23 protein-coding genes and 1 pseudogene are annotated in these 26,108 nt (G+C 62.1%); 10 read left to right on the forward strand and 14 right to left on the reverse strand.

The window, feature by feature from the left end; all coding sequences use genetic code 11:
• Nucleotides 1–719: winged helix-turn-helix transcriptional regulator (locus tag J6497_RS33595; protein ID WP_225708504.1), on the forward strand; the 719-nt coding region annotated here is incomplete at its 5' end.
• Between the two features lie 36 nt (nucleotides 720–755).
• Here J6497_RS33595 and J6497_RS33600 read toward each other — a convergent pair.
• The 10 genes from J6497_RS33600 to J6497_RS33645 form a co-directional block, all read right to left on the reverse strand.
• The gene (locus J6497_RS33600) at nucleotides 756–1,109 is read right to left on the reverse strand and encodes a hypothetical protein (protein ID WP_225708505.1); all 354 of its coding nucleotides are present in this window, start codon (nucleotides 1,107–1,109) and stop codon (nucleotides 756–758) included.
• Nucleotides 1,110–1,580: 471 nt separating this feature from the next.
• Complete coding sequence (gene oxlT, locus J6497_RS33605) at nucleotides 1,581–2,897, reverse strand: oxalate/formate MFS antiporter (protein WP_225708506.1); 1,317 nt, start codon at nucleotides 2,895–2,897, stop codon at nucleotides 1,581–1,583.
• Nucleotides 2,898–3,141: 244 nt separating this feature from the next.
• Nucleotides 3,142–4,431: an oxalate/formate MFS antiporter gene (gene oxlT, locus J6497_RS33610; RefSeq protein ID WP_225708507.1), complete on the reverse strand. Its 1,290-nt coding sequence runs from the start codon at nucleotides 4,429–4,431 to the stop codon at nucleotides 3,142–3,144.
• Between the two features lie 457 nt (nucleotides 4,432–4,888).
• A complete protein-coding gene (locus J6497_RS33615) occupies nucleotides 4,889–6,388 on the reverse strand; it encodes a tripartite tricarboxylate transporter permease (RefSeq protein WP_225708508.1) in 1,500 nt (499 codons plus the stop codon).
• A 30-nt stretch (nucleotides 6,389–6,418) separates the two neighbouring features.
• Nucleotides 6,419–6,916 (reverse strand): tripartite tricarboxylate transporter TctB family protein, encoded by a 498-nt coding sequence (locus tag J6497_RS33620; RefSeq protein WP_225708509.1) that lies wholly within the window; start codon nucleotides 6,914–6,916, stop codon nucleotides 6,419–6,421.
• Between the two features lie 80 nt (nucleotides 6,917–6,996).
• Nucleotides 6,997–8,004, reverse strand: coding sequence for a Bug family tripartite tricarboxylate transporter substrate binding protein (locus J6497_RS33625; protein ID WP_225708510.1), 1,008 nt, complete (start codon nucleotides 8,002–8,004; stop codon nucleotides 6,997–6,999).
• Between the two features lie 508 nt (nucleotides 8,005–8,512).
• Nucleotides 8,513–8,650, reverse strand: a complete 138-nt coding sequence (locus J6497_RS33630) for a hypothetical protein (protein ID WP_225708511.1) — start codon at nucleotides 8,648–8,650, stop codon at nucleotides 8,513–8,515.
• Nucleotides 8,651–8,856: 206 nt separating this feature from the next.
• Nucleotides 8,857–10,134 carry a formyl-CoA transferase gene (frc, locus tag J6497_RS33635; protein ID WP_225708512.1) on the reverse strand — a complete coding sequence of 426 codons (1,278 nt, stop codon included), beginning with the start codon at nucleotides 10,132–10,134 and terminating at the stop codon, nucleotides 8,857–8,859.
• A gap of 158 nt (nucleotides 10,135–10,292) precedes the next feature.
• A complete protein-coding gene (gene oxc, locus J6497_RS33640) occupies nucleotides 10,293–12,023 on the reverse strand; it encodes an oxalyl-CoA decarboxylase (RefSeq protein ID WP_225708513.1) in 1,731 nt (576 codons plus the stop codon).
• 60 nt (nucleotides 12,024–12,083) lie between these two features.
• The gene (locus J6497_RS33645; RefSeq protein WP_225708547.1) at nucleotides 12,084–12,779 is read right to left on the reverse strand and encodes a GntR family transcriptional regulator; all 696 of its coding nucleotides are present in this window, start codon (nucleotides 12,777–12,779) and stop codon (nucleotides 12,084–12,086) included.
• Nucleotides 12,780–12,996: 217 nt separating this feature from the next.
• On the opposite strand from J6497_RS33645, the gene J6497_RS33650 reads away from it, so the two are divergent.
• Both J6497_RS33650 and J6497_RS33655 read left to right on the forward strand, forming a co-directional pair.
• Nucleotides 12,997–15,126 (forward strand): acetate--CoA ligase family protein, encoded by a 2,130-nt coding sequence (locus J6497_RS33650; RefSeq protein WP_225708514.1) that lies wholly within the window; start codon nucleotides 12,997–12,999, stop codon nucleotides 15,124–15,126.
• Nucleotides 15,127–15,274: 148 nt separating this feature from the next.
• Nucleotides 15,275–15,394, forward strand: a pseudogene (locus J6497_RS33655) (IclR family transcriptional regulator); the annotation flags it as partial.
• Nucleotides 15,395–15,397: 3 nt separating this feature from the next.
• Here J6497_RS33655 and J6497_RS33660 read toward each other — a convergent pair.
• Nucleotides 15,398–16,627, reverse strand: a complete 1,230-nt coding sequence (locus tag J6497_RS33660) for a zinc metalloprotease (RefSeq protein WP_225708515.1) — start codon at nucleotides 16,625–16,627, stop codon at nucleotides 15,398–15,400.
• Between the two features lie 286 nt (nucleotides 16,628–16,913).
• Here J6497_RS33660 and J6497_RS33665 point away from each other — a divergent pair, with 286 nt between their 5' ends.
• The 3 genes from J6497_RS33665 (at nucleotide 16,914) to J6497_RS33675 (ending at nucleotide 19,775) form a co-directional block, all read left to right on the forward strand.
• Nucleotides 16,914–17,975, forward strand: a complete 1,062-nt coding sequence (locus J6497_RS33665; RefSeq protein WP_225708516.1) for a ketopantoate reductase family protein — start codon at nucleotides 16,914–16,916, stop codon at nucleotides 17,973–17,975.
• A 197-nt stretch (nucleotides 17,976–18,172) separates the two neighbouring features.
• Nucleotides 18,173–18,940, forward strand: a complete 768-nt coding sequence (locus J6497_RS33670) for an NYN domain-containing protein (protein ID WP_225708517.1) — start codon at nucleotides 18,173–18,175, stop codon at nucleotides 18,938–18,940.
• A 142-nt stretch (nucleotides 18,941–19,082) separates the two neighbouring features.
• Nucleotides 19,083–19,775 (forward strand): hypothetical protein, encoded by a 693-nt coding sequence (locus J6497_RS33675; protein WP_225708518.1) that lies wholly within the window; start codon nucleotides 19,083–19,085, stop codon nucleotides 19,773–19,775.
• Here J6497_RS33675 and J6497_RS33680 read toward each other — a convergent pair.
• Both J6497_RS33680 and J6497_RS33685 read right to left on the reverse strand, forming a co-directional pair.
• A complete protein-coding gene (locus J6497_RS33680) occupies nucleotides 19,741–20,355 on the reverse strand; it encodes a thiamine pyrophosphate-dependent enzyme (protein ID WP_225708519.1) in 615 nt (204 codons plus the stop codon). The genes J6497_RS33675 and J6497_RS33680 overlap by 35 nt on opposite strands.
• An 8-nt stretch (nucleotides 20,356–20,363) precedes the next feature.
• A complete protein-coding gene (locus J6497_RS33685) occupies nucleotides 20,364–20,921 on the reverse strand; it encodes a thiamine pyrophosphate-binding protein (protein ID WP_225708520.1) in 558 nt (185 codons plus the stop codon).
• A 185-nt stretch (nucleotides 20,922–21,106) separates the two neighbouring features.
• Here J6497_RS33685 and J6497_RS33690 point away from each other — a divergent pair, with 185 nt between their 5' ends.
• The 4 genes from J6497_RS33690 to J6497_RS33705 all read left to right on the forward strand — a co-directional run bounded on the left by J6497_RS33690 (nucleotide 21,107) and on the right by J6497_RS33705 (nucleotide 24,458).
• The gene (locus J6497_RS33690; RefSeq protein WP_225708521.1) at nucleotides 21,107–22,072 is read left to right on the forward strand and encodes a Bug family tripartite tricarboxylate transporter substrate binding protein; all 966 of its coding nucleotides are present in this window, start codon (nucleotides 21,107–21,109) and stop codon (nucleotides 22,070–22,072) included.
• A gap of 4 nt (nucleotides 22,073–22,076) precedes the next feature.
• Nucleotides 22,077–22,973, forward strand: a complete 897-nt coding sequence (locus J6497_RS33695) for an amidohydrolase family protein (protein WP_225708522.1) — start codon at nucleotides 22,077–22,079, stop codon at nucleotides 22,971–22,973.
• 15 nt (nucleotides 22,974–22,988) lie between these two features.
• On the forward strand, nucleotides 22,989–24,038 hold the full coding sequence (locus tag J6497_RS33700) for a hydroxyacid dehydrogenase (protein WP_225708523.1): 1,050 nt from the start codon (nucleotides 22,989–22,991) through the stop codon (nucleotides 24,036–24,038).
• A gap of 207 nt (nucleotides 24,039–24,245) precedes the next feature.
• Nucleotides 24,246–24,458, forward strand: coding sequence for a hypothetical protein (locus tag J6497_RS33705; protein ID WP_225708524.1), 213 nt, complete (start codon nucleotides 24,246–24,248; stop codon nucleotides 24,456–24,458).
• A gap of 6 nt (nucleotides 24,459–24,464) precedes the next feature.
• Here J6497_RS33705 and J6497_RS33710 read toward each other — a convergent pair whose 3' ends face one another.
• Nucleotides 24,465–26,108: an ABC transporter ATP-binding protein gene (locus J6497_RS33710; RefSeq protein ID WP_225708525.1), complete on the reverse strand. Its 1,644-nt coding sequence runs from the start codon at nucleotides 26,106–26,108 to the stop codon at nucleotides 24,465–24,467.

Consider the following 26,108-nt stretch of genomic DNA (forward strand, 5'->3'; position numbering starts at 1 on the left):
CTGCCGCGATGGCCGGTTATGGACAGTTTTGCTCGATCGCGCGCGCCCATGAAGTCTTGGGTGGACGCTGGACGCTGCTTGTGGTGCGGGAACTGCTCTGCGGGAGCCGACGCTTCAACGACATTCGCCGAGGCATTCCTCGCATCTCCAAAACCATGTTGTCGGAGAGGCTCCAGGAACTGATCGCTATCGGCGCAGTCGAGCGCCACGATGGAAACTCGGGGCCGGAATATGAACTCACGGCGTCCGGGAAGGAGATCAGCTCCGTCGTCATGGCCTTGGGCACATGGGGTCAGCGTTTCCTGCCGCGTCAGTCCGAGAAGGAAAATCTCGACGCGGAGCCGCTGTTCGTCGATATGCAGCGGCGCGTGCGGAGCGATGCGCTCCCCGCTCGACCGATCGTCGTTCGGTTCGAGATCGACGGTATGAAGCCCCGCTTTCTGCTGCTCAAAGCATCTGAAATATCTTTTTGTCTGGTGAACCCCGGGTTCCCCGAGCCATTGCTCGTGCGCGCAAAGCTACCAGTTCTAGTTGCGTGGTGGCGGGGGGACGTCAGCTTCATCGAAGCGAAACGGCTGGGGCTCGAGCTTTCTGGAAAGCGCGATCTGGCCCGCGCGTTTCCGACATGGTTCGATCGGTATCTTTTCGCGGATGTATTGCCGGTCGACGCCAGTTCTCAGCCGCGCAGGCAGCCGACGATCGCTCAATCCGACTCGTAAACTAGGCCGTTCGGACGAAGGAGGTCTCGCCGATGCTCATCGACCACTCCGACTTCCGATCCGCGAGCCTTCAGTGGGCGAAGGTCGAAGCGGCCGAGTTATCAGGAAGGTAAGTTGGACAAGGCAGGAAAAGCGCGCGTCGTCGGCTTCAATCACGTCGCGCTCGAGGTAGATAAACAGCAGCAGAATATCGGAAAGATTGGCGTGGCCCTTGGCCAGCATCCCGATGAACGTTGCGACCGCAGACCAGACCGTCGTTGCGCCGATTGCAAACAGGGCCAATAGATGGAAAGCGTCGACCAGGAGTTTTCCAACCGCATCGGAGATCTCCTTTATCTTGCGGTGGAGGTTGGCCGTCGACGTGGATAACGTGCGTGTTGCCTCTGGCATCGGCTACTCCTTGGATCGGGCTCGCCCCGCGCTCGGGACTTCTCAGCTACGCACCCATGGTACCACTTCCCTAGCACGAGGGGCTCTGGTCGCAACCAAGTCCTTCAAAGAGCGCCAGGGGAGGTTTTCGGGATCGATGCACTGGAATTGTCGCGCACTTTCCTAGGGCGCCCAGACGGGGAATACGAACTGCTCTTTCGGAGTTGAGGTCTCCTTGTGGCCCATCGCGCCATTTAGCTGCGCTGCAAACTTCGGTCGCTATCGGTGCATAGCAGACTTCGTCATGTCGTCAGTCCGGCAGATTTATGGGGTTACGGGGGAGGGAAACGAAGCCTCACTCCTTCCGAAGATATCTCCGGCATGGTCGGCATCCTTTTTCCTTACGAAAAAAGGATGGGCGAGTTAAAATTCCACATTTAAGCTAGGGGCTGGCACCGGAGTGCGCCCCTTCGCTCGTCGCAGCGGCTGCTATCAGGCTGTCGTAACGCTGCGCGTGGTCGCCTGCTCCGCCGCCGTCTCGTTGCCCAGGATGAAAGCGCGTCGCATCGGCTTGATCACGAACAGCGCCATCAGCGCCGCCGTCGCGTTGAGAGCTACTCCGATCACGAACACGGCGTGCCAGCCAAAATTCTTGGCGACGATGCTGGCGAGCGGCACCAAGAGCGAGGCGGTGCCTTTCGCCGTGTACAGCATGCCGTTGTTGGTGGCGGCGTACTTCACACCGAAGGTGTCGCCGCTGGTGGCCGGAAACAGGCTGTAGATCTCGCCGAACACGCCGAAATAGACCGCGGTCGCGAGCACGAACACGATCGGGTGGGCGCCATAGGTCGAGAGCGTCAGCAGCATCACTGCCGCCGTGCCGAAGGCGATGAACATCGTGTACTCGCGGCCGATATTGTCGGAGATCCAGCCGAACATCGGCCGACCGAATCCGTCGAAGATGCGATCGAGCGAGATCGCAAACGTCAGCGCCGCCATCTGGATGCCGGCGAGCGAGACCGGCGTCTTGGCGATCTGGAAGTCATCGGCGATCGGCGCGATCTGCGCGGCGGTCATCAGGCCGCCGGCGGCGACCATCACGAACACCAGATACATCACCCAGAAGATCGGGCTGCGCAGCACCTGCGGCGGCGTGAAATCAATCCTGGTCTGCGGCAGGTTGAGCTGCTTCTTGCTTGCAGGCACCGCGACCGAGGGCGGACGGATGAAGAAGGCGAGCACGAACACGATCAGGCCTTGCCCGACGCCAAAGTCGAAGAAGGCTGTCTGGTAGCCGCTAGCGGCGATCATGCTCGCGATCGGCACCACGGTGATGGCCGCACCCGCACCGAAGCCGGCGGCGGTCGCGCCAGCAGCGAGTCCCCGACGATCGGGAAACCATTTCAGCGCGTTGCCGACGCAGGTGCCGTAGACCGCGCCGGCGCCCATGCCGCCGATCACGGCGGCGGTATAAAGCAGCACCAGCGAATCCGCGTAGGAATTGAGGACCCAGGACAGTGCGATCATCACACCGCCGAACATGATGACCATGCTCGGTCCGTATCTGTCGACGAACCAGGCTTCGACCGGGACGAGCCAGGTCTCGGTCACCACGAAGATCGTGAAGGCGAGCTGGATGCCTGCACGGCCCCAGTGGTGCTTCGCGTCGATCGGATCGACGAACAGCGTCCAGCCATATTGCAGGTTGGCGATCATCGCCATGCAGGCGATGCCCATGACGAGCTGAAGCCAGCGGAAGCTGTTGGATGAAGGTGCTGAGGGTGCGGTGGCAGCGTTGCTTAAAGCCATCAAGTCCTCCCGAGCGCGTGCCTGCGGTTGCGACCTTCTGCCGCGAGTTTGTGACTTATCGTCGCAAGCACTCGGTAGATAGTTGGTATACTATATCCCACATTGCAAGCCAATCTTGTGCTGCGGTGCGGTACGTTGCCCCGCGGCAGCCCGGCAGTCACGCCATTTCGGAAAATCGGAAAGCGCAGCAAAAAAGCGCCCGGCTGGTGAGCCGGGCGCTTCATGACCTGCTGCGTAGCGCGATCTAGATCGCGCTCGATTTCTCCACCACGACCTTCCGCCACGGCTTCAGCATGAAGATGGCGAGCAGCGATGCCAGGATGTTGGCGCCCGCGGCGATGAGGAAGACATTGTCCCAATTGCCTGCGGTCTGCTGCACATAGTTCGCAACCGGCACCAGCAGCGCGGCCGTGCCCTTGGCGGTGTAGAGCAGACCGGCATTGGTGGTCGCGAATTTCGCGCCGAAGGTATCGGTACAGGTGGAGGGGAACAGCGAGTAAATCTCACCCCACGCGAAGAACACGAAGCCCGACAGGATCACGAACCAGATCGGATCGTGGCCGAACATGTAGAGTGCCCAGATGCCGACGCCCTCCATGCCGAAGGCGATGAACATCGTGTTCTCGCGGCCGATCATGTCGGAGATCCAGCCGAAGAACGGGCGCGTCAGGCCGTTGAGAACACGGTCGATGGTCGCGGCGAAGGTCACGGCGGTCATCGTCACGCCGATCAGGGTCACGGCGACACTGTCGATCTTCCAGTCCACGGCGATCGGCTTCAGGTTCGCCGTCACCATCAGGCCGCCAGCGCCGACGATCACGAACATGAAGTACATCAGCCAGAAAATAGGCTGCCGCAGCACTTCCGTAGGCTGATAGTTGCGCCGGCTCTGAACCAGGTTGGGGTTCTGGGCGACCATCGGCACCTGTCCGGCCTTCGGGGCGAGAAGGAAGAAGGAGAGCAGCACGATGATGATGCCCTGGCCGAGACCGAAATAGAGGAAGGTGGTCTGGAAGCCAGAGTCCTTGATCATGGCCTGGATCGGCGCGACCGTCAGGGCCGAGCCTGCGCCGAAGCCGGCCGCGGTGATGCCGGCCGCGAGACCGCGCTTGTCGGGAAACCATTTCAGCGCGTTGCCGACGCAGGTGCCGTACACGCCGCCGGCGCCGATGCCTGCGATGATCATGCCGAGATAGTAGCCGTTGAGCGAGGTCGCCTGGGCGTTGATGGCCCAGCCGATGGCGCAGAGAATGCCGCCGATGAGAACCACGAGGCGCGGGCCGTATTTGTCGACGAACCAGCCTTCAATCGGCACCAGCCATGTCTCGAACAGGACGAACAGGGTGAATGCCCACTGGATCGAGGCGCGATCCCAACCGAATTTCTTCTGGATATCGGGGACGAAGAACGTCCAACCGTATTGGTAATTGGCGATCATCACCATGGCCGCGACGCCGATCGCCAGCTGTGTCCAGCGAAAGGTGTCGCTGACACGGGCGGCGGACGGGGCCGTAGCCTGCACCATCTCTGTCATAGGTCCTCCCAAGGCGCGCCTCTGTTATCTTATGTCCCGAACGCGCGCGCGGGCATCTTGGTATCTAATATGCCAACATTCAAGCGCTCGCGTGCCCCGCGCGCAAATGTCGCAGGAGGGTGTCGAGTACGCAGTCTGAGGAGCTTAGTTCAACTCAAAGAGGATCGCCTCAAGCATAAGGCCGTGATCCACAGCGCAATTTCGATTGGGCGTGAAACGATTGGATTCATGAAAGAATCAGCGTCGGTAAGCTGAGGGGCACCTTTTGAAAAGCGAGTCCGGGCATCCATATCGGAGCGGTCGGTTGGGGAGGCCGCGCGCGACGAACTGGAGAGCAAGAGGCGCGATAGCGACGATCAGGCAGTCGTTTTGACCGTTGGTATTTTATATCCCAGCATCTAGGCGATTCCGGACTCCAGCATATCCTCGCGGATCGCGTCCTGCCGCTGCAAGCGCGTCAGGCGACCGCTGTTCGCAGCCGGCTATAACCTTCCTGAATCGCGGACCAGAACAGGGCAACTAGCCCCAGGACCATGATGGTGCTGACCAGCCCATTCGAGAAGAACACGCTCAGCGAACCCTGTGAGCCGAGCAGCGATTGCCGGAATGCCTCCTCGGCCTTGTCACCGAGCACAATGGCCAGCACCAAAGGGGCGAGAGGATAGTTGCACTTCTTGAGCAGATAGCCGAGCACGCCGAAGACCAGCATCAGCATCACGTCGAATGTGCTGTTGTGAACCGAGTAGGCGCCGATCGCGCAGAGCACCAGAATAAGCGGCGCGATAATGCTGAACGGCACGCGAAGTATCGCGGCGAATATCGGCACGCAGGTGAGCACGACGAGGAGACCGGCGAGATTGCCGAGATACATCGAGGCGATCAGACCCCAGACGAATTCCTTTTGCTCGACAAACAGCATCGGGCCGGGCTGCAGGCCCCAGATCAACAGGCCGCCGAGAAGAACGGCGGCCGTCGGAGAGCCGGGCACGCCGAGCGACAACATCGGCAGCAATGCCGAGGTACCGGCGGCATGCGCTGCCGTCTCCGGTGCGATCACGCCTTCGATTTCTCCCTTGCCGAAATTCTTGCCATTCCTCGCGAGCCGCTTGGCGATGCCGTAACTCATGAAGGATGCCGGCGTTGCTCCGGCCGGCGTGACGCCCATCCAGCACCCGATCAGGCAAGAGCGCAATGAGGTGACCCAGTATGAGGGTAGTTCTTTCCAGGTTTGCAGCACGACGCGCAGGTTGATCTTCGCGTTGCCGCCGCGGAAGCTCAATCCTTCCTCCATGGTCAGGAGAATCTCGCCGATACCGAAAAGACCGATCACGGCGATGAGAAAGTCGAAGCCGTTGAGCAATTCGGTGATCCCGAACGTCAATCGCAACTGCCCCGTGATTGAATCGAGTCCGACCGCTGCGAGCGCGAAGCCAATCATCATCGCGGCAATTGTCTTGAAGGGAGGCTCCTTGCTCAGGCCGACGAAGCTGCAAAACGCGAGAAAGTACACCGCGAATTTTTCCGCGGGGCCAAATCGCAACGCGAAGCTTGCGACCAGTGGCGCAACCAGCGTGATCATGGCGACGGCGAACAGCGCACCGACGAACGAGGAGGTGAATGCTGCCGTCAACGCTTCGCCAGGCTTGCCCTGCTGCGCCATCGGATAGCCGTCGAAAGTCGTCGCTACCGACCAGGGTTCACCCGGTATGTTGAACAGGATCGAGGTGATCGCGCCGCCGAACAATGCGCCCCAGTAGATGCAGGACAGCATGATGATCGCCGATGTCGGCGGCATGCTGAAGGTCAGCGGCAAAAGGATCGCAACGCCGTTGGCGCCGCCGAGCCCGGGAAGCACGCCAATGATGACCCCGAGCATGATGCCCACGACCATCAGCATCATGTTGTAGGGCTGCAGGGCGACGGCGAAGCCGTGAAAAAGATTGGCGAGTTCTTCCATTTCGATACGTCCTGCAGCAGCGAACCGGCTCTATAGGCCGAGCCATTCCTCGATAGGGCCTTTGGGAAGGGGAACCAGGAACCAGCGTTCGAAGACAAGGTAGGTGATGATCGGCATGCCAAGTGCCACGGCAATGGTCGGGAGCCATCGGTACCCGCCAAGCCACCGCATGAACCAGCCGATGAAAATGATCGAGGCGACGTAGAGCCCGACGAAGGGCATCGAACCGACATAGATTGCGGTGGGCACAACGACGCTCATCACCTGGCGAAGTTGTCCCCACTCCGCGAATAATCGGTCGTCAGTTTCGCGCAGCGCGCTCCAGAGATTGATGGCGCTCGCAGCGACGATGGAGACGCCAATATAGAAGGGGAAGAAGCCCGCACGCGGCCCTTCCGCGCCCCAATTGATGCCGGCCTTCAAACTGCCGATGATCACGATGATGCCGAAGGCTGCAATCAGCAGCGCGACACCGGTTTCCACTGCCTTGTGTGCCGGGCCGGCAGCATCTGATCTACGCGCAGTCATAGGGCCTCCAGGCTAATCGTAATCGCGTGACGCGAAATCGCGGGATGCAGGCTCGTCCGAGCCTGGTTGATCTCGCCGGATCAATTGCCCGGGGAGAGGAAACCGGCCTCCTTCATCAAGACCTCGTGGCGCTTCTGCTCCGTCTCGAGCCACTTGGTGTAGTCGGCTCCGGTCAGGAAGCTGGTGTTGAATGCGCCGCTCTTCATGAAATCCTGCCACTCGGGCGTGGCGCGCACCTTCGTGAATAGGTCGACATAGTATTCCACCTGATCCTTGGTGGCTCTCGGAGACATGAAGATGCCGCGCAGCATCAGATATTCCATATCGAGGCCCTGCGATTTGCAGGTCGGAATATCGTGCCAGCTCTTGCCGTCGGCGATCGCCTCGTTATAGGCCATCGGCTGGGCGTCGAAGACGCAGAGCGGACGGAGTTTGCCGCCGCGCCACTGGGCGACTGCTTCGATCGGATTGTTCACGGTTGAATCGATGTGGTTGCCGACCAGTTGAACGGCGACTTCGCCACCGCCCTTGTAGGGAATGTAGGTGAACTTGGTATCGACCGCCTTCTCAATGCCCACTGTGATGATCTGATCTTCCTGCTTCGAGCCGGTGCCTCCCATTTTGAACGTACCGGGCGCCGCCTTCTTTGCCGCGTCAACGTAGTCCTTGACGCTGTTGTACGGCTTCTCGGCATTCACCCAGAGCACGAATTCATCGAGCGCCAGCATTGCGACGGGAGTCAGATCCTTCCAGTTGAAGGGAATGCCCGTTGCCAGTGGTGTCGTGAAAAGGTTCGACAGGGTGATGATGATCTTGTGGGGATTGTTGGAGGACGCCTTCACATCGAGAAAGCCTTCACCGCCCGCGCCGCCAGCCTTGTTGATGACGACCATCGGCTGTTTCATCAGATTGTGCTTGGTGACGATGCCCTGGATCGTGCGCGCCATCTGGTCCGCACCGCCGCCTGTGCCGGCGGGTACGATAAACTCGACCGGACGAACCGGCTCCCAGGCGGCTGAGGTTTGGGTGCCGCTTGCGCACAACGCTGCGACGGCCACCAATGCAACGTGCAGAATGGAATGCTTCATCTGGTATCCTCCCTGTCGAACTTTTGAACGCGCCGTTCTTTGTCGGCTTGCGATCAACCCATCCCGATCACGTGCTTCGGGTCATACGGCACCTTTCATGTGATCGATCACCCGTTGCTATCGTGTCGCCGATTGGAACTGTATGAGGGCTGCTCAAGCGCCGCATCCGCTTCTTTCGAACAATGCTCGATCTTCGAGAGGAACCATGGGAAGGATCGAGCATCCTCCGGCCTCTCGCGCCGGACTGACCGCCCCCACGGTGCACCGGCGTTTGCGCGGTGGCTGTCGACTAGCGTTGCTACTCTAAGGTATGCGACATACCAGCTTGCAAACAATCGGCGTGGTGGACCACCGTCCGAGCCACTTTGTCGCAGATGGTCTGATCGTCAGCGGTCAGTCGGGACGAAAAAGAATGGCCCCGAAGCAAGGGCCATTCTTTCGAAAGCATCAATTCTCGTCAGCGCCACTTCGGGGGCATTCGCGCCGGAATCGCAGTAGTTGCAAGGCCTTAGAGGCCAAAACGCGGCAGGTCGCCGTTGCGGATGGAGATCTCGGCGCTCTTCATCAGCAGCCGATCGATCGTGGCCAGCAAACGTCCCCACAGCGAGGTCGGGGCCGAAATGGCGATTGAGGCGGTCTTGGACATCAATGTCCCCTTCTTTGAAGTTGCAGCGGAATTCCGCTTCGTTATCCTGGGAACTATCTATGTATACCAGATGCCAGAAACAATGCATTTGTTTGCATAGCAGCATCCGCTTACTGCAATGCAGCAAAGATCGATTATTTGGCATTCGAAATAGCAAAAAGGCCGCCGGGATCCGGCGGCCTTTTGCTTCCAGGTTGGTGGCCTGCTTACTCGGCCGCCTGTTTCTGCGGCGGGTCGAGCGCGCCGGAATCGTGGATCTCGGCGACCTGGTGATCGCTGAAGCCGAGCACCTGGCGCAGCACCTCGTCGGTGTGCTCGCCGAGCAGCGGCGAGCGAAGCACCTCGCTCGGGCTGTCGGACAGCTTGATCGGATTGCCGACCGACAGATACTTGCCGCGGGTGGGGTGATCGACCTCGACCACGGTGCCGGTCGCGCGCAGCGACTGGTCCTCGGCGAGTTCCTTCATCGACAGGATCGGGCCGCAGGGGATGTCGTATTGGTTGAGGATCTCCATCGCCTCGAACTTGGTCTTGGTCGTAGTCCACTGCTCGATGCGCGCGAAGATCTCGTTCAGCCGCGGCAACCGCGCCGCCGGCTTGGCGTAGTCGGGATGCGTCTTCCAGCCGGGCTCGCCGATGACGTCGCAGATCTTCTCCCAGACCGGCGCTTGCGTGATGAAGTAGATGTAGGCGTTGGGATCGGTCTCCCAGCCTTTGCACTTCACGATGCGCCCTGGCTGGCCGCCGCCGGAATCATTGCCGGCGCGCGGCACGGCGTCGCCGAACGGAATGCCTTCGCCGAACTGGCTGTATTCCTTGAGCGGGCCATGCGCGAGGCGCTGCTGGTCGCGCAGCTTGACGCGGCAGAGATTGAGCACGCCGTCCTGCATCGCAGCCGTCACCCGCTGGCCCTTGCCGGTCATGGTGCGCTGGAAGAGGGCTGTAACGATGCCGAGCGCGAGATGCAACCCGGTGCCGCTGTCGCCGATCTGTGCGCCGGTGACGAGCGGCACGTCGTCGCGGAAGCCGGTAGTGGAGGCCGCGCCGCCCGTGCACTGCGCGACGTTCTCATAGACCTTGCAGTCCTCATACGGACCCGGGCCAAAGCCCTTGATCGACGCCACGATCATCTGCGGGTTGATCTGCTGGATCTTCTCCCAGGGGAAACCCATGCGGTCGAGCACGCCGGGGCCGAAATTCTCCACCAGCACGTCGCACTTCTTGATCAGCGCGGTCAGGACTTCCTTGCCCTTCGGGTTCTTGGCGTCGAGCGTGATCGAGCGCTTGTTGTGGTTGAGCATGGTGAAATAGAGGCTGTCCACGTTCGGGACGTCCTGCAATTGGCCGCGCGTGATGTCGCCGACGCCGGGACGCTCGACCTTAATCACGTCGGCGCCGAACCAGGCCAGGAGCTGGGTGCAGGTCGGCCCCGACTGGACATGGGTGAAATCGAGAATGCGAACGCCCGTAAGCGCCTTAGTCATCTGTCCTCTCCTTGTTACTACCTGTTGCTGTCATGCCCGCGAAGGCGGGCATCCAGTAATCACCGTCGATTTAGTCGGGCTCAGTGTTCGCCTCACGTCGTTCAGCGGTTACTGGATTCTCCGCATGCGCGGGGAATGACGCCGACAGGTTGGATCGTTCACTTCTTCTTCAGAACGCTCTGCGGATTGAGATTGCCGATGCGGCCGCTCTCCGAGCCCGCCGCTGGATCGATCACCGCGTTGATCAGCGTCGGCTTGCCGGAATCCATCGCCGCGTTGACGGCACGCTTCAATTCATCCGGCGAGGTCGCGTTGACGCCGACGCCGCCGAACGCCTCGATCATCTTGTCGTAGCGCGCGCCCTTCACGAACACCGTGGTCGCGGGATCGGCGCCCGCCGAATTGACGTCGGTGCCGCGATAGATGCCGTCATTGTTGAAGACGACGACGCAGATCGGCAGGCCGTAGCGGCAGATGGTCTCGATCTCCATGCCCGAAAAACCAAAGGCGCTGTCGCCCTCGACCGCGAGCACCGGCTTGCCGGTCTCGATGGCGGCCGCGATCGCGTAGCCCATGCCGATGCCCATCACGCCCCAGGTGCCGACATCGAGCCGCTTGCGCGGCTGGTACATGTCGATCACGCCACGGGCGAGGTCGAGCGTGTTGGCGCCTTCGTTGACGAGGATGGCGTCAGGCCGCTCCTTGATGACGGTGCGGAGCACGCCGAGCGCGCCGTGATAGTCCATCGGCGAGGCGTTGCTCATCAGCTTCGGCGCCATCTTGGCGACGTTCTCGTCGCGCTTGGCGTTGACCTTGGTGGTCCAGTCGGCGGGCGGCGCCGGCCAGTTGCCGCCCATGCCCTCGAGCAGCGCTGACACGCAGGAGCCGACATCGCCGACCAGGGGAGCTGCGATCTCGACGTTGGAGTCCATCTCCTTCGGCTCGATATCGACCTGGATGAATTTCTTCGGCGCATCGCCCCAGGTCTTGCCCTTGCCATGCGACAGCAGCCAGTTGAGGCGGGCGCCGATCAGCATCACCACGTCGGCGTCCTTCAGCACGGTCGAGCGCGCAGCACCGGCGGATTGCGGATGCGTGTCGGGCAGCAGGCCCTTGGCCATGCTCATCTGCAAAAACGGCGCGCCGCTCTTCTCGACGAAGCTGCGGATCGCCTCATCGGCCCGTGCGTAGGCTGCGCCCTTGCCAAGGATAATGAGCGGACGCTTCGCGCCCTTGAGCACGTCGAGCGCGCGCTTGACCGCCGACGGGGCAGGGATCTGCGCCGGCGCAGCATCGATCACCTTGACCAGCGAGTTCTGACCGGCTTCGGCGTTCATCACCTGCGAGAACAGTTTTGCCGGCAGGTCGAGATAGACGCCGCCCGGACGGCCGGACACCGCAGCGCGGATCGCACGGGCAAAACCGATGCCGATATCCTGGGCGTGCAGCACGCGGAACGCCGCCTTGCAGAGCGGCCTGGCGATGGCGAGCTGGTCCATCTCCTCGTAGTCGCCCTGCTGCAGGTCGACGATCTCTCGCTCCGAGGAACCAGAGACCAGGATCATCGGGAAGCAGTTGGTGGTGGCGTGCGCGAGCGCGGTGAGGCCGTTGAGGAAGCCGGGCGCCGACACCGTCAGGCAGACGCCGGGCTTCTTGGTCAGGAAGCCCGCGATCGCCGCCGCGTAGCCTGCGTTCTGCTCATGGCGGAACGACAACACGCGAATGCCCGCCGCCTGCGCCATGCGGCCGAGATCCGTGATCGGAATGCCCGGCACGCCGTAGATGGTGTCGATGCCGTTCAGCTTCAGCGCGTCGATGACAAGATGAAAGCCGTCCGTCAGCTCTTGTTCCGTGCCCGGTGCTTCGGTCTTGGCGGCGGTATTTAGCATGGGCCTGGTCTCCCTGTGGCTTCGTGGTTCGGACGAGTTCGTCGTCTTCTGAGTGACGCGTTAAGTGAAAAGTTCCTGGCCGTGCGCTTCGACGTAAGCGGCAAGGCCAAGCGTGTGGTCGCGCGCGCGCTTTTCCGCAAGCTCGGTGTCGCGCGCCTCCAGCGCCTCGATGATGCCGAGATGCTCGGGTAGCGAAGTTGCGGTACGATCCTTCCGCCCGATTGTGAGCTGCCGGTAACCGCGCACATGCAAGAGGATGTCGTTGGTCATATCGACCAGGACCTGATTCTCGGACAGCGAGATCAGCGCCTGATGGAAGGCGATATTGGCCTTGGAATATTCCTCGATGTGATCTTCCGGCCGGCGGTCGGCGCCAAAATCCTTGAAGAAGTCGCGCAGCGCCGTGATGTCCTTCTTGCGCGCGGTGGTCGTGATCAATCGCGCGGCCATGCTCTCGAGCGCCGCCCAGGCGCGGATCATGTCGACGATCTCGGTCTTGGTGCGGCGGACCACGACGATGCCGCGGCGCGGCACGGTTTTCACGAAACCGTCCTGCTCGAGCATTGCGATCGCTTCGCGGATCGGGGTGCGGCTGACGCCGAGGCGCTCGGACAGTGCACGCTCGTCGAGCATCACCGGCTCGGGCGTCGCATAGATGTCCATCTTGAGAATGGCTTCCTTCAAGGCTTCATAAGCCTTGTTTTTGAAGCTCGTCTCTGGCGCGATCCGGACGATCGCAATATCTGCCTCAGCCATAGTAGGCGATGCCTTGGTTTCCTTCGATGCTGGCACGACTCGTCTCCTCCGTTTGGAAGACGCCTTCTTAGCAGAAGAAATGCCGTCAGGTTTTTGGCATGCCAAATACCAGAATGTCAAGTTGCCCTTGTTTTCTGCATTCGGCAAGAGAAGACCGGCTTGACTTTTTGGCTTCTGGCATACCAAATGCCATAAAATTTGTCCCAGGAGGAAGCCCATGTCAAATTCAAAAGATGCAGTCCGCAAAGTTCTCGACGCGGTCAAAGCGGACAAGCGCACGAGCCTGACGGCGCCGGAGGGCAAATTGGTCTGCGACGCCTACGGGATCCCGGTCCCGAAGGAGGACGTCGCCAAGTCGGCGGCCGAGGCGGCGCGGATCGCGTCCGGCATGGGTTTCCCGGTGGTGATGAAAATCGTCTCGCCGGACATCCTCCACAAGACCGAGGCCGGCGGCGTCGTGGTCGGCGTCAAAACCGCGGCCGACGCCGAGAAGACCTTTGAGACGATTGTCGCCAACGCCAAGAAGTACAAGGGCGACGCCAAGATCGAGGGCGTGCAGGTCCAGCAGATGCTGGGCGGCGGCACCGAGGTGATCATCGGCTCGATCACCGACGGATCGTTCGGCAAGCTGGTCGCCTTCGGCCTCGGCGGTGTGCTGGTCGAAGTCCTGAAGGACATCACCTTCCGCCTCGCTCCGGCGACCAAAGAAGACGCGCTGTCGATGCTCGACGGCATCCAGGCGCATGAGATGCTGAAGGGCGTGCGCGGCGGCGACCCCGTTAGTCGCGAGGCGCTCGCCGATGTCATCGTCAAGGTCTCCCGGCTCGTCAGCGATTTCCCTGAAATCGTCGAACTCGACCTCAACCCCGTCTTCGCCACCAAGAACGACGCGATCGCCGCCGACGTGCGCATCGTCGTCAATTTCGCCTACAAGCCGCGCCCGGCGCCGCGCCCGACTGAGGAAATCGTCGCCGCGATGAACCGCATCATGCAGCCGAAGGCGGTGGCCGTGATCGGTGCCTCCGCCGAAGACGGCAAGATCGGCAACTCCGTGATGAAGAACCTCATCAACGGTGGCTACAAGGGCGAGATCTATCCGATCCACCCGAAGGCACCTGAGATCCTCGGCTACAAGGCCTACAAGAGCGTCAAGGATGTGCCCGGTGTGATCGACGTCGCTGTTTTCGCGATCCCTGCGAAATTCGTCGCCGCAGCGCTTGCCGAATGCGGCGAGAAGAAGATTCCAGGCGCCGTGCTAATCCCGTCCGGCTTTGCCGAAGCTGGTGCGCCGGAGCTGCAGGCCGAGATCGTCGAGGTCGGCAGGAAATACGACATCCGCCTGATGGGGCCGAACATCTACGGCTTCTATTACACGCCCGCCAATCTGTGCGCGACGTTCTGCACCGCCTACGACGTCAAGGGCCACGCGGCGCTGTCGTCGCAATCGGGCGGCATCGGCATGGCGATCATCGGCTTCTCGCGCTCGGCGAAGATGGGCGTCTCCGCGATCGTCGGCCTCGGCAACAAGTCCGATATCGACGAGGACGACCTGCTCGCCTTCTTCGAGCAGGACCCGAACACCAACCTGATCGCGCAGCACTGTGAGGATTTGAAGGATGGCCGCGCCTTCGCTGAGGCCGCCAAGCGGGTCTCGAAGAAGAAGCCGGTGATCGTGCTGAAGGCAGGCCGCACCTCGGCAGGCGCGAAGGCGGCAAGCTCGCACACCGGCGCGCTCGCCGGCAACGACAAGATCTATGAGGATGTGTTCAAGCAGTCCGGCGTGATCCGCGCCCGCAGCTTGCGCCAACTGCTCGAATTCGCCCGCGGCGTGCCGGTGCTGCCGACGCCGAAGGGGGAGAATATCCTCATCATCACCGGCGCCGGCGGCTCGGGCGTGCTGCTCTCCGACTCCGTGGTCGACAACGGCCTTTCGCTGATGCAGATGCCGCCGGACCTGGATGCAGCATTCCGCAAGTTCATCCCGCCGTTCGGCGCCGCCGGCAATCCCGTCGATATCACCGGTGGCGAGCCGCCGATCACCTATGTCAACACGGTGAAACTCGGCCTGTCGGATGACCGCATCCACGCGCTGATCCTCGGCTACTGGCACACCATCGTGACGCCGCCGATGGTGTTCGCGCGCAACATGGTTGAAGTGAAGAAGGAGATGGAGGCCAAGGGCTTCGTGAAGCCGATGGTGGCCTCGCTGGCCGGCGACGTCGAGGTCGAGGAGGCCGCCGAGTATCTCTATCAGAACGGCATCCCGGCCTATGCCTATTCGACCGAACTGCCGGTCGAGGTGCTGGGCGCCAAGTACAAATGGGCGCGCGGCGCGGGCCTGCTGTAACGAACGCAAAATACGCCGCTTCGGAGCGATCCGGAGCGGCATTCCCGGTCTGGAGCATGATCCGGAAAAGTGGAAACCGGTTTTCCCTCGCGACAAACGCAAAGCGTTTGCGCGGAGATCATGCTCAAACAAAGAGATGAGATCATGATCCGGCATGACCAGCCGCCTGACCGATGATCGCCTGGCCGCGCTCGGCCAGACCGTGCGCGAAGTGGCGCCCGAACTGACAGTTGCGCTCGGCGGCGTGATGCCGGCGAAACCGGCCTGAATGTCAGAGACCGACCGGCGGGACTATCAAAGTGGCCTTGATGACGAAGGCGTACAGGACGAAGGTTGCGATCGAAGCGAGTGCTAGCGCGATCCCGCCTGCAAACGAGAGGCGCTCGAGCTCGATGGTTTGGTTGCTGCGGAGATAGCGCTGCAGTGCAAACAGAAGAAATGGAATTCCGATCAGGAATGATTGCAGGTAGATGGCCAGGCCGAGGCCAGTCAGCACTCCGATCCAGCCTGCGATCAGCGCGGACGTTCGGCTCACCGAGCCGATGAGTGCGTTGAGAATCAGTCCGCCATCGAGCGGATAGATCGGCAACAAATTGGCGGCGTTGACGATGGCAAACACCTCCACGGCTTGCCGCAGGTGCATTTCATCAGTCGCCCGAAACATGGCGAGGAGAACGAGTGTCGGAATGAGGCTCAGACCTGGTCCCAGCAGCGCGATGAAGCCGAGCCGGCCCTCGGTCTGGTAGGCCGTCTTGGGGACGGCGGCACCGCCGAAGAAGGGGATGAGGTAGATGCCACGGACGCCGACGCCGACCATAAGCATCGCCGCGACGTGTCCGGCTTCGTGCAGCACGATCACGATCGCAAGGAGTATCCCCAACTGCCAGCCAAACAGGTACCAGAAGCTCGCGAGTGCCGCGACCGACAGGACCAATCCGTGATTGGCGAGAGCGACGAGGCGGCTATGGGTGCCTGCTTCCTTTTCGCATTGCTGCCTGATCAGGTTTGCAATTCGGCGCAGGCCGATCGGATAGACGATGCGGTCGCGAAAGGTACGCACGGTCAATTCGCTGAACATGGTCAGCGTCGTGCCAGCCGTTGTTGCGTCGATCATGTAGCCCGATTCGATATTGCGGCCGTCCTCGGGTGGGATCGACAGTTCGTGGGCGACCGACTGCGCACGGATTATCCCCTTCACCTCGTCGCGCTCAAGCTCGCGCGCAACGTCCTGCGCCCGGGGTTGGCCGCCGACAGCGATACGTGTGAGCCAAAGCTCGGGATTGTCAGGCACAGGCTCGTGCGAAATTTCCATCCGCGGCGGGCCGTCCAACACCGCGTGGTCGGCGGCGCAGAACCGCCATACGGCATCGCGCGGAGCGTTGATCGAAACCGTGAACTCGAAACGTAACCGATGGCGTGCCCTCAGCGCGTCTATGATACCCTGCAAGGCATAGAAGGCGACGCGCAGCAACTCGATTGGCAATGTCATCAGTGCGAGCATGGAAGGCCTTCCAATGGGAGTAATGGGCACGCGCAGCGGAGGCAGAACGCGGCCGCCGAAGCAGAATTCGACCAACTTTGGGTGGCAAGTACCGACAAGCCGTTCCACAGCTGGACGACCTCGTCTTTTTCGACGAGTGTCGGTCGAAAAGCTGACCGGCGGATAACGTCCGCTCTAACCTACCGTGGACATTTGGCGAAAGACCCGGTTCGTCTAAACTGCCTGCCAATGGATTGGCAGGACCGGTTGCGTCCGCAACCGCAAGAAAAATGCCAGGGAGAAAACCATGGGCCGGAAGATAGCGATCGTCGGAGCTGGTGCCGTCGGCGGGTATGTGGGTGCCCATATGGTGCAGGCGGGTGAGGACGTCACGTTCATCGATCCGTGGCCCGAGCACATCGAGCACATGAGGAGGCACGGACTACGCGTCACCCACGCAAGGGACATCGCGGAGTTCTCGGTTCCCGTGCGCGCGCTGCATATCACGGATGTGCAGCAGCTCGCCAAGGAGAAGCCGCTCGACATCGCCTTCATTTGCATGAAGTCTTACGACACGGCGTGGGCGACCATGCTGATCCGGCAGTATCTGGCGCCGGACGGCTATGTCGTGTCACTGCAGAACTGCATGAATGAGGAGACGATTGCCGGCATCGTCGGCTGGAGCAAGACGCTCGGATGCATAGCCAGCAGCATCACGGTCAACCTGCCTGAGCCCGGCCATATCCATCGGGGCGCTGGCAAGGGCGGGGCGGCGCACACCGTATTTCGCGCCGGCGAAGTGCACGGTCGCCTCACGCCACGGGCGGAAGAAATCTGCCGTCTGGTCGGTTACTCCGACAGCGCCAAAGTCACTGGCAATCTGTGGGGCGAGCGCTGGTCGAAACTGGTCGCCAACGTCATGAGCAATGGGCTCTCGGCCTGCACGGGTCTGCCGGGCGGAGAGATGTTGCAAAGCGAGCCAATCCGCCGTTTCTCCACCCGGCTCGGCAGCGAAGCGATCCGCGTCGGCCAGGCGCTCGGCTATCAATTGGAGGAGATCCTGCACCTGCCGCCCGAGACGATCGCGCGTGCCGGGGAGGGCGACGAGACGGCGATGCGGGTCTGCGACGAGCAGCGCTTCAAGGACGGCAAGCGCACCTCGTCCCAGCAGCGTCCCTCGATGGGCCAGGACGTGCAGAAAGGCCGGCGTACCGAGATCGAATTCCTCAACGGTCTCGTGGTGCGAGAGGGCGAGAAGATCGGCCTCTCCTGCGCCGCCAATGCCGTGCTGACTGATATCGTAAGGCGCGTGGAGCGTGGTGAGCTGAGCCCGGATCCGCGGCACATCACCGAGCTGCGGCTGAACTGAGCCGCTTTGCCAGTCCGGCAGGCGCAGCCCGGATCAGCGAAGCGACATCCTGGCGTGTCGATTTCCGCCGTCCTGCGTGTTCATGCAGGCTGCTTTTTTTGTTCTTTCGAACGAAGTCATGAGCTGAAGTCCTTGCAGGCAGTAGAGATTGTTGGCGATTCTGTGCTTTAGTCGTTGCATGCTTATGGGGGTATATCATGCCTGCTGAACACCGTTCGCCCCGTCTCGCCGTTTTGATCGATGCCGACAATGCCTCCGCAAAGATCGTAGATGGATTGTTCGAGGAGATTGCCAAGATCGGCGAAGCGAGCGTTCGCCGCATCTACGGCGACTTCTCCAATCCTCGATCCAAGGCTTGGGCGGATATGCTGTCGAAGCACGCCATCATACCTCAACAGCAGTTCGCCTACACAACCGGAAAGAATGCATCCGACATCACGCTGGTCATTGATGCGATGGACCTCCTTCATAGCGGCCGGTTCGATGGCTTCTGCCTGGTGTCTTCCGACAGTGACTTTACACGTCTTGCCGCCCGCATCCGGGAGCAGGGCATCGATGTTTTCGGCTTTGGCGAACAGAAGACGCCTGAAAGCTTCAGGCAGGCCTGCCGAAGATTCGTATATACCGAGAACCTGCTAGCCGGCGCGGCGAACAATCAGGATCCCGCCTCGAAGTTGAAGCCGCTTCAACCACCCGAGGCGGCTATTCCTATTATCAATAAGGTCATTGCCCAGATGGAGAGTGAAGACGGGTGGGTAGCTCTTGGGGAAGTCGGAAAACACCTTGCCAACCTGGCTTCCGATTTCGATCCGAGAACCTTTGGTTTCCGCAAGCTGAGTGATCTTGTGCGAAAGACAAACGCCTTCGAAATGGAACAGCCGAAAGGCGGATACGTGCGGATTCGCATGAGGTCCCCTGCCGGATCGCCTCCGAAAACGCGAACCGCGAAAAAATCTGCGGGATGAAGACGGAGCCTTGCGAGAAGATCATCTCGCCATCGCCTCGCCGATAGCATACTGTTTGACCGACGCTCGCTCGACGCGATCGAGTAACGTCCCTCGACGGACCTGGACCTGCACAGTCCATCCATTCTCTGGCTCATTGGCAATGACACGGCCTGAACAGGCGGCAAAGCTGCTCGGCAAGACGTGGCTTCTCGAAGCTGATCGCGAGCACCCGGATTTCATCGTCACCGAAGGCGAACAGCGTTTCGGGCTGGAGGTCTGCGAAATCTTCACCGGCCGGCAGGATCATGCGGGCTCAGTCATGAAGCGGACCGAGTCTGTCGTTCATCGGCAACTCGAAGCCCTCGGTGGCGACATTTGCGGTGTGTCAATCTACTGCAACTGGAACGACCCAGCCAAACTAGTGGCGTCGGCCACGGCGACTGAATGCAGTGGCATTGTCTACGCCAACGTGGTGGCCCCGCTGGTTAGTTTAATCGCCCTTGGGCGCGCTTATTTTCTTATTAGGAAATCTGAGCAAGATGATCTCCAACCGTTGGTTGAGCCAGCGTTGAAAGGGCTGTCGCGCAGCGGGGCAACCGATTTGCTAATCACTGTCATTCCGGGGGGCTTCCTGCTGCATCTTAGCAGCGGCATCGTAATCAGCCTCGCCCATGGCTACGTTTGGGACAAGGGCGCCGAGAATAGGGAAGCGATCTTGACAGTGATGAAGGGCTGTCTCGCTGAATTGCAGAATGGGTTGACCGGGCTTGGGGCGCTTCGGGTTCTGGCCCAAAACGCTGAACGGGGCGCGCGAAATTCTACAACGGCTGCCGCACGCCGAGGCCTAGCATGAAGCGCTCCCTGATATGCACGGGATCGCGACGGGTCGCACCGGTGCCGGGCTTGTCGTCGATGCGCACGCCGATCAGCGTCGGGCCGTCCGAGGCGAGCGACTGATCGATGAGGCGTTCGAAATCATCCTCATCGGCGGCCCAGGAGCTGCTCCGAAGGCCGCTGGCAACCGCGATGGCGACGAGATCGGAGACCGCCGCTGCCGGCGTCGGTTGCGCGCCGGTGATCTGATAGATGCCGTTGTCCATCACGACCATGGTGAGGTTCTTCGGCGCCAGCGTCGCGATCGTCGACAACGACCCGAGCTGCATCAGGAGCGAGCCGTCGCCCTCGAGCGCGAACACGCGACGCTTGGGCTGCGCCAGCGCCACACCGAGCGCGATCGGAAATGCGAGCCCCATGCTTCCCAGCATGTAAAAGTTCTGCGGGCGATGGCCGGCGGCCCAGAGGTCGAAATTGGTGTTGCCGATGCCGCCGACCACGGCCTCTTCGTTCTTCAGCTTTGCGACAAGGCGCGAGGTGAGGTCGAACCGGTTCATCACCTTGGTGTTGCGGGCAGGGGTTTTGGTTGCCGTATTCATGGGACCGCTCACTTGTCAAAGACCTTGCCGCCGGTGAGCAGCGGCGAGAGGATCAGCGCCACCGGCGCCTGCGTGGTGACGGCCTGCTTGATCGAGCGGTCGATGATGAACTCGAACTCGTCGAGCCGGGTCACCGTATGATGCTCCATCGCCAGCGAGTCGAGCACCGGCCGCATGGTGCGGCAGACCAGCGCCTGGCCGTAGTTGAATTCGCCGAGCGTTCCGCGCTCGGAGACCAGCATGATCACGGGGATCTGGTAGGGGACCGCAAGCGACGCCAGCACATTCGCAAGGGTGGCAAAACCGGAGGTCTGCATCAGCACCGCACCGCGCATGCCGCCCATCCAGGCGCCGGAGACGATTCCGACCGCTTCCTCCTCGCGCGCGGTGGGGAAGGTCGTGAAGAAGGGATCGGCGTGCAGGTTCTTGATCAGCGGCGTCAGCACGCGATCCGGCACATACGGCACGAGGCGGACCTCGTTGCGCTTGAGCGTTTGCAGCACGATGCCGTGCCAGCTCTTCTCGCTTGCGGATTTGAGCGAGCTTTGATCCTCCGCGAGCGCCATGTTTGCTCTCCCTCACATCTGGCGACGCTGCGGCCGCTTTCTTGCGGCAAAACTTCACCCGAGCGGCGGGATTGTCAACATGTCGCAGTCGCAACGTGACCTGCGGTTTCCGCTGGTGCGAATGCCGGTCTGGTATGCGATACAGGCGGCAACGACAATAAGACGAGAGCAGTGGGAGGAATGTCATGGCCAGTCGGTTCTGGCGAGCCGCCATTGCGGCGGTCATGTCCTTTGCGGCCGGCTCGGCATTCGCGCAGCCGTTTCCCGCCAAACCCGTTCATATCCTGGTGCCTTATCCGCCCGGCGGGGGCGTCGATGTTTTGACCCGCACGCTTGCCGACGAGGTGTCGAAACAATGGGGACGATCGATCGTCGTCGAGAACCGGCCCGGCGCGGGTGGCGTGATCGCGTCGCAGGCGATCGCCACCTCGCCGCCGGATGGCTATAGTCTGGTTATGGTGGCGAGCGGCCACGCTACCAATCCGTTCCTCTATCCCAAGCTGCCTTACGACACGTTCAAGGATTTCTCGCCGATTTCGCTTCTGGCGTCGTCGCCCAACGTATTGCTGGTGCGCGCGGACTCCCCGTTCAAGTCCGCTGCCGAAATTATCGCGACTGCCAAGGCCAAACCGGGCAGCCTGTCCTACGGCCATGCCGGCAATGGCACATCGACCCATCTGACCGGCGAACTCCTGAAGAACCTGGCGAAGATCGATCTCAACGCAATCCCTTACAAAGGCGGCATGCCGGCGATCAACGACCTCCTGGGCGGGCAGATCCCGATGTCGTTCAACAATGGCCCGGAGTCGGTCGGCCAGCTTCAGGCCGGCACCGTCCGGGCGCTCGCCGTCACCACGGCGGCGCGGGCGCCGTTCCTGCCGGATGTTCCCAGCCTGTCCGAGGCCGTACCGGGCTACGACACCGAGGTGTGGTGGGGGTTGCTCGGGCCGGGCGGCATGCCGCCCGATCTCGTGGCAAAGCTCTCGCATGACTTCGTGGCCGCGCTGAACATGGAGGTGGTAAAGGAGCGGCTGAGCAAGCTCGGCGCGGTGCCGATCGGGAGCACGCCGGAAAAGTTCGATGCCAAGATCCATGCCGACTACGAGAAGTGGGGGCCGATCATCAAGGCCGCCGGGATGACGGCGGAATAGTGCGATGACCGCTTCAGCCATTCCCGCCTGCCTGCCGCCGCGCGAGGTCAGCCGTCCCAAGCTGCCGCTACCGCCGGGCGCTTGCGATACCCATGCTCATGTGTTCGGGCCGTCCGATCATTTTCCCTATGCGGAGGATCGCAGCTACACGCCGCCCGATGCGCCGCTGGAAAAATACCTTGATATGCTCGACACCCTCGGCTTTGCGCGCGGCGTGCTGGTGCAGGGCAGTGCGCACGGCCGCGACAATTCCGCGATGCTGGATGCGCTCCGCCGCACGCCGGATCGCCTGCGCGGCGTCGCGGTGGCCGATGCGAGCGTCTCGCCGGCCATATTCAAGGAATGGAATGCGCTGGGCGTGCGCGGCCTGCGCTTCAACCATTTTTTCCGCGGCGGCCAGTTGCACTATCGTGGCGGCGTTCCGCTAACGGAAGCCGAGAGGCTGGCGCCCGTGATGGCCGAACTCGGCTGGCACCTTCAGCTCTGGATCGACGTCAAGGATTTGCCGCAGACTGTGCCACTACTGAAATCCTTCCACCTGCCTGTTGTGATCGACCATATGGGCCGTACCGACGCCCGCGCCGGCACCAGCACCGAAGGGTTCCAAAGCCTCTTGCGAGCGGTCGGCGACGGCTGGTGCTGGGCCAAGCTCTCCGGCGCGCATCGCCTCAGCCAGCAGGCGCCCGATTATCCCGATGCGCGGCCGTTCCACGAGGCCCTGGTGAGGGCGAACCCCGAGCGCCTGGTCTGGGGTGGCGACTGGCCGCATCCGCGGGTCGAGGGCGAGATGCCTGATGCCGGCCACCTGCTCGACCTGCTCCAGCAATGGACACCGGATGAGGCGACGCGGCGGCGCATCCTCGTCACTAACCCCGCAGGACTCTATGGTTTTCCGAACTGAAAGTTGCAGAAGGACATGACCGTCAACAACAAGCGCGTCTTCTACGTCAAATACCTCGCCCACAACATCTACGCGGACATCCTCAAGAGCCGCCCCGACGTGCGGCTGGACCGGCTGGAGAATGAGAGCCCCGATGAGGTTGCGGCGCCGATCCTCGAAGCGGCGCACGCCTACCAGATCGGGGCGGCGCGCGACGAACTGGCCAGGCACTTCCATGTCGACCGGGACCTGCTCCGCCGCACGCCGAACCTCCTGGTCGTCTCCTCCAATGGCGCCGGTTTCGATCCCGTCGACGTTGAGGCCTGCACCGCGGCTGGCGTGCTGGTGGTTAATCAATCCGGCGGCAACGCCAATTCCGTCGCCGAGCACGCGCTGGCGATGCTGCTGGCTCTGTCGAAGCGCATCATCGAGTCCGACCGTGTGTTGCGGCGCCAGCGGGACGTCAACCGCAATGCGCTGATCGGCAACGAGGCACAGGGCAAGACCATCGGCATCATCGGTCTTGGTAATGTCGGCCGCCGGATCGCCGAGCTCTGCAGGGGACTCCTGCACATGAAGGTGATCGCCTACGATCCCTATTTGACCGCCGAGGAAATGGCGAAGCGCGGCGGCGAGAAGGTCGAGCTCGACGAGCTGCTGCGCCGCGCCGACTATGTCTCGATCAGTTGCCCGCTGACGAAGGAAAGCCGCGGCATGATCAGCGCCCGCGAGTTCGCGCTGATGCAGCCGCACGCGTTCTTCATCACCACCGCGCGCGGCTTCATCCATGACGAGGAGGCGCTGGAGGATGCCCTGCGCAACAAGCGCATCGCCGGCGCCGGGCTTGATGTCTGGGCCAAGGAACCGCCGCCGCCGGAACATCCGTTGCTGCAGTTCGACAATGTGCTCGCCAGTCCGCATACGGCGGGCGTCACCCGGGAGGCGCGCGAGAATATGGGGCGGATCGCCGCCGAGCAGATCCTGGACGCGCTCGATGGCAAGCGGCCGCCGCGGATCATCAATCCCGAGGTCTGGCCGGCTTACGCCAAGCGCTTTGAACGGACCTTCGGGTTTGCGCCGGAGTAGCGACATCGCTGATTTTTAGTCAAATCCACTGCCGAATGCGGAGCAGGGGAGGACGTGGAACCGCGCCGGATCGATCGCCGCGCCGCCATCAGCCGGCGCAGAGGATTACGTTAGAGTTGGGCGACATCGGGCTTGATTTTCCTCAACTCACTTTTCCAAGATGCTAGTATCCAAAATCCGACGCTACCCGTGTAGCAGGAGGCTCCCATGTCACGATTTGTCGTTAGCTTCATGAAGGACGTACTTGGCGACAATGGCCGCGAAAGGGAGGTTTGCCAGAGTTCGCTGGAAGTGAATGCCTTGAACGAAGGCCAGGCCGCGGAAATGGCCAAGCAGAAATTCTGCGAGGTACAGGCGCTGTGTGATTGGTCGCTGCACGCTGACCGCATCCGGATCGACTCGGCAGATTTTCCCGCATAACCGGTGTCACGCTATCTCCTCTTGGCTCATCCTCTCGGTGGATGGCGATGTCCGGCCGGGCACGGCAGCGAGCAGCTCGCGCGTGTAGGGATGTTCGGGCGCCAAGAACAGCGCGGCTGCAGGCCTTAGTTCCACGATTTCGCCGCGCTGCATCACCGCGATCCGGTCGCAGATTTGCGCGGCGACGCGCAGATCGTGGGTGATGAACAGCATCGACAGCCCAAGCCGCGCTTTGAGGTCTTCGAGCAGATTGAGCACCTGCGCCTGTACCGAAACATCGAGCGCGGAAACCGCTTCGTCCGCGACCAGGATCTCCGGCTCGAGCGCCAGCGCGCGGGCGATTCCGATGCGCTGGCGCTGGCCGCCGGAAAATTCGTGCGGAAAGCGATCCATCGCGTTGGCGTTGAGGCCGACCATGCCGAGCAGGTCGCGGGCGCGCTGCCGCGCGACGTCTGGATCGATGCCATGCGCGATCGGCCCGTCCGCGATGATGTTGCCGACCCTGCGGCGGGGATTGAGCGAGGCGAACGGATCCTGGAAGATCATCTGGATACGGCTGCGCTCCTTGCGCAATTCCTTGCCGCCGATCGCGGTGAAGTTGGTATCGCCGACGCGGACCGTCCCCTGGTCCGGCTCGATCAGGCGCATGACGAGGCGCGCGACCGAGGATTTTCCGGAGCCGGATTCGCCGACGAGGCCGAGCGTCTCGCCCTGCAGGATATTGAAGTTGATGGCCTTGGCCGCCTGCACGCGGCGCTCCGGCCGGAACCAGCCGCCGCCGGAGACGTAGGTCTTGTCGAGGCCGATCACCTCGACTGCCTTGGGACGGTCGGTAAGGGGAGCGCGCTGCGGCGGCTGCATCGAGGGGACGGCGGCGAGCAGGGCGCGTGTGTAGGGATGCTGCGGAAGCTGCAGCACGTCATCGGCCGAGCCCTGTTCGACCACCTTGCCGTGCTGCAGCACGACCACGCGGTCGGCGATATCGGCGACGACGCCGAAATCATGGGTGATGAACATCACCGCCATGTTGCGGCGGCGCTGCAGGTCGCGGATCAGCTTCAGGATCTGCGCCTGCGTGGTGACATCGAGCGCGGTGGTCGGTTCATCCGCGACCAGCACCGCCGGCTCGAGCGCGAGCGCCATTGCGATCATCGCGCGCTGACGCTGTCCGCCGGACAATTGGTGCGGATAGGCGCGCACCGAACGTTCGGGGTTGGGCAGGCCGACCTCGCGCAGGAGATTGAGCGCCTTGTGCCGGCGGTCCTTCGGCGTCAGCAGACCGTGCGCCTCGAACATCTCGGCGATCTGGTCGCCGATCCGCATCAAGGGATTGAGCGCGGTCATCGGCTCCTGGAACACCATCGCCATGTGGCGGCCGCGCAGGCCGAGCCATTTGTGCTCATCGAGTTGCAGCAGATTCTGCCCCTCGAAGAGAATCTCGCCGGCCTCGCGGCCGATCGTATCGGGAAGGAGGCCCATCAAAGCGTGGGCGCACATCGACTTGCCGGAGCCGGACTCACCGACCACGCACAGGATCTTGCCGGGGATAAGATCGAACGACACGCCGTCGACCGCGTAGGCGCGGTCGGCGCCGGACGGCAGCGCGAGTTTGAGGTCCTTGATGACGACGATCGGTTTGCTCTCGGACAT

The sequence above is a fragment of the Bradyrhizobium cenepequi genome (assembly GCF_020329485.1).
In the GTDB taxonomy this organism is placed as follows: Bacteria; Pseudomonadota; Alphaproteobacteria; order Rhizobiales; family Xanthobacteraceae; genus Bradyrhizobium; species Bradyrhizobium cenepequi.

Excerpts from the sequence above, each read along its gene's own strand:
- J6497_RS33600 (WP_225708505.1), bottom strand. The coding sequence starts at position 1,109 with ATGCCAGAGGCAACACGCACGTTATCCACGTCGACGGCCAACCTCCAC.
- oxlT (WP_225708506.1), bottom strand. The coding sequence starts at position 2,897 with ATGGCTTTAAGCAACGCTGCCACCGCACCCTCAGCACCTTCATCCAAC.
- oxlT (WP_225708507.1), bottom strand. The coding sequence starts at position 4,431 with ATGACAGAGATGGTGCAGGCTACGGCCCCGTCCGCCGCCCGTGTCAGC.
- J6497_RS33615 (WP_225708508.1), bottom strand. The coding sequence starts at position 6,388 with ATGGAAGAACTCGCCAATCTTTTTCACGGCTTCGCCGTCGCCCTGCAG.
- J6497_RS33620 (WP_225708509.1), bottom strand. The coding sequence starts at position 6,916 with ATGACTGCGCGTAGATCAGATGCTGCCGGCCCGGCACACAAGGCAGTG.
- J6497_RS33625 (WP_225708510.1), bottom strand. The coding sequence starts at position 8,004 with ATGAAGCATTCCATTCTGCACGTTGCATTGGTGGCCGTCGCAGCGTTG.
- J6497_RS33630 (WP_225708511.1), bottom strand. The coding sequence starts at position 8,650 with ATGTCCAAGACCGCCTCAATCGCCATTTCGGCCCCGACCTCGCTGTGG.
- frc (WP_225708512.1), bottom strand. The coding sequence starts at position 10,134 with ATGACTAAGGCGCTTACGGGCGTTCGCATTCTCGATTTCACCCATGTC.
- oxc (WP_225708513.1), bottom strand. The coding sequence starts at position 12,023 with ATGCTAAATACCGCCGCCAAGACCGAAGCACCGGGCACGGAACAAGAG.
- J6497_RS33645 (WP_225708547.1), bottom strand. The coding sequence starts at position 12,779 with ATGGCTGAGGCAGATATTGCGATCGTCCGGATCGCGCCAGAGACGAGC.
- J6497_RS33650 (WP_225708514.1), top strand. The coding sequence starts at position 12,997 with ATGTCAAATTCAAAAGATGCAGTCCGCAAAGTTCTCGACGCGGTCAAA.
- J6497_RS33660 (WP_225708515.1), bottom strand. The coding sequence starts at position 16,627 with ATGCTCGCACTGATGACATTGCCAATCGAGTTGCTGCGCGTCGCCTTC.
- J6497_RS33665 (WP_225708516.1), top strand. The coding sequence starts at position 16,914 with ATGGGCCGGAAGATAGCGATCGTCGGAGCTGGTGCCGTCGGCGGGTAT.
- J6497_RS33670 (WP_225708517.1), top strand. The coding sequence starts at position 18,173 with ATGCCTGCTGAACACCGTTCGCCCCGTCTCGCCGTTTTGATCGATGCC.
- J6497_RS33675 (WP_225708518.1), top strand. The coding sequence starts at position 19,083 with ATGACACGGCCTGAACAGGCGGCAAAGCTGCTCGGCAAGACGTGGCTT.
- J6497_RS33680 (WP_225708519.1), bottom strand. The coding sequence starts at position 20,355 with ATGAATACGGCAACCAAAACCCCTGCCCGCAACACCAAGGTGATGAAC.
- J6497_RS33685 (WP_225708520.1), bottom strand. The coding sequence starts at position 20,921 with ATGGCGCTCGCGGAGGATCAAAGCTCGCTCAAATCCGCAAGCGAGAAG.
- J6497_RS33690 (WP_225708521.1), top strand. The coding sequence starts at position 21,107 with ATGGCCAGTCGGTTCTGGCGAGCCGCCATTGCGGCGGTCATGTCCTTT.
- J6497_RS33695 (WP_225708522.1), top strand. The coding sequence starts at position 22,077 with ATGACCGCTTCAGCCATTCCCGCCTGCCTGCCGCCGCGCGAGGTCAGC.
- J6497_RS33700 (WP_225708523.1), top strand. The coding sequence starts at position 22,989 with ATGACCGTCAACAACAAGCGCGTCTTCTACGTCAAATACCTCGCCCAC.
- J6497_RS33705 (WP_225708524.1), top strand. The coding sequence starts at position 24,246 with ATGTCACGATTTGTCGTTAGCTTCATGAAGGACGTACTTGGCGACAAT.
- J6497_RS33710 (WP_225708525.1), bottom strand. The coding sequence starts at position 26,108 with ATGTCCGAGAGCAAACCGATCGTCGTCATCAAGGACCTCAAACTCGCG.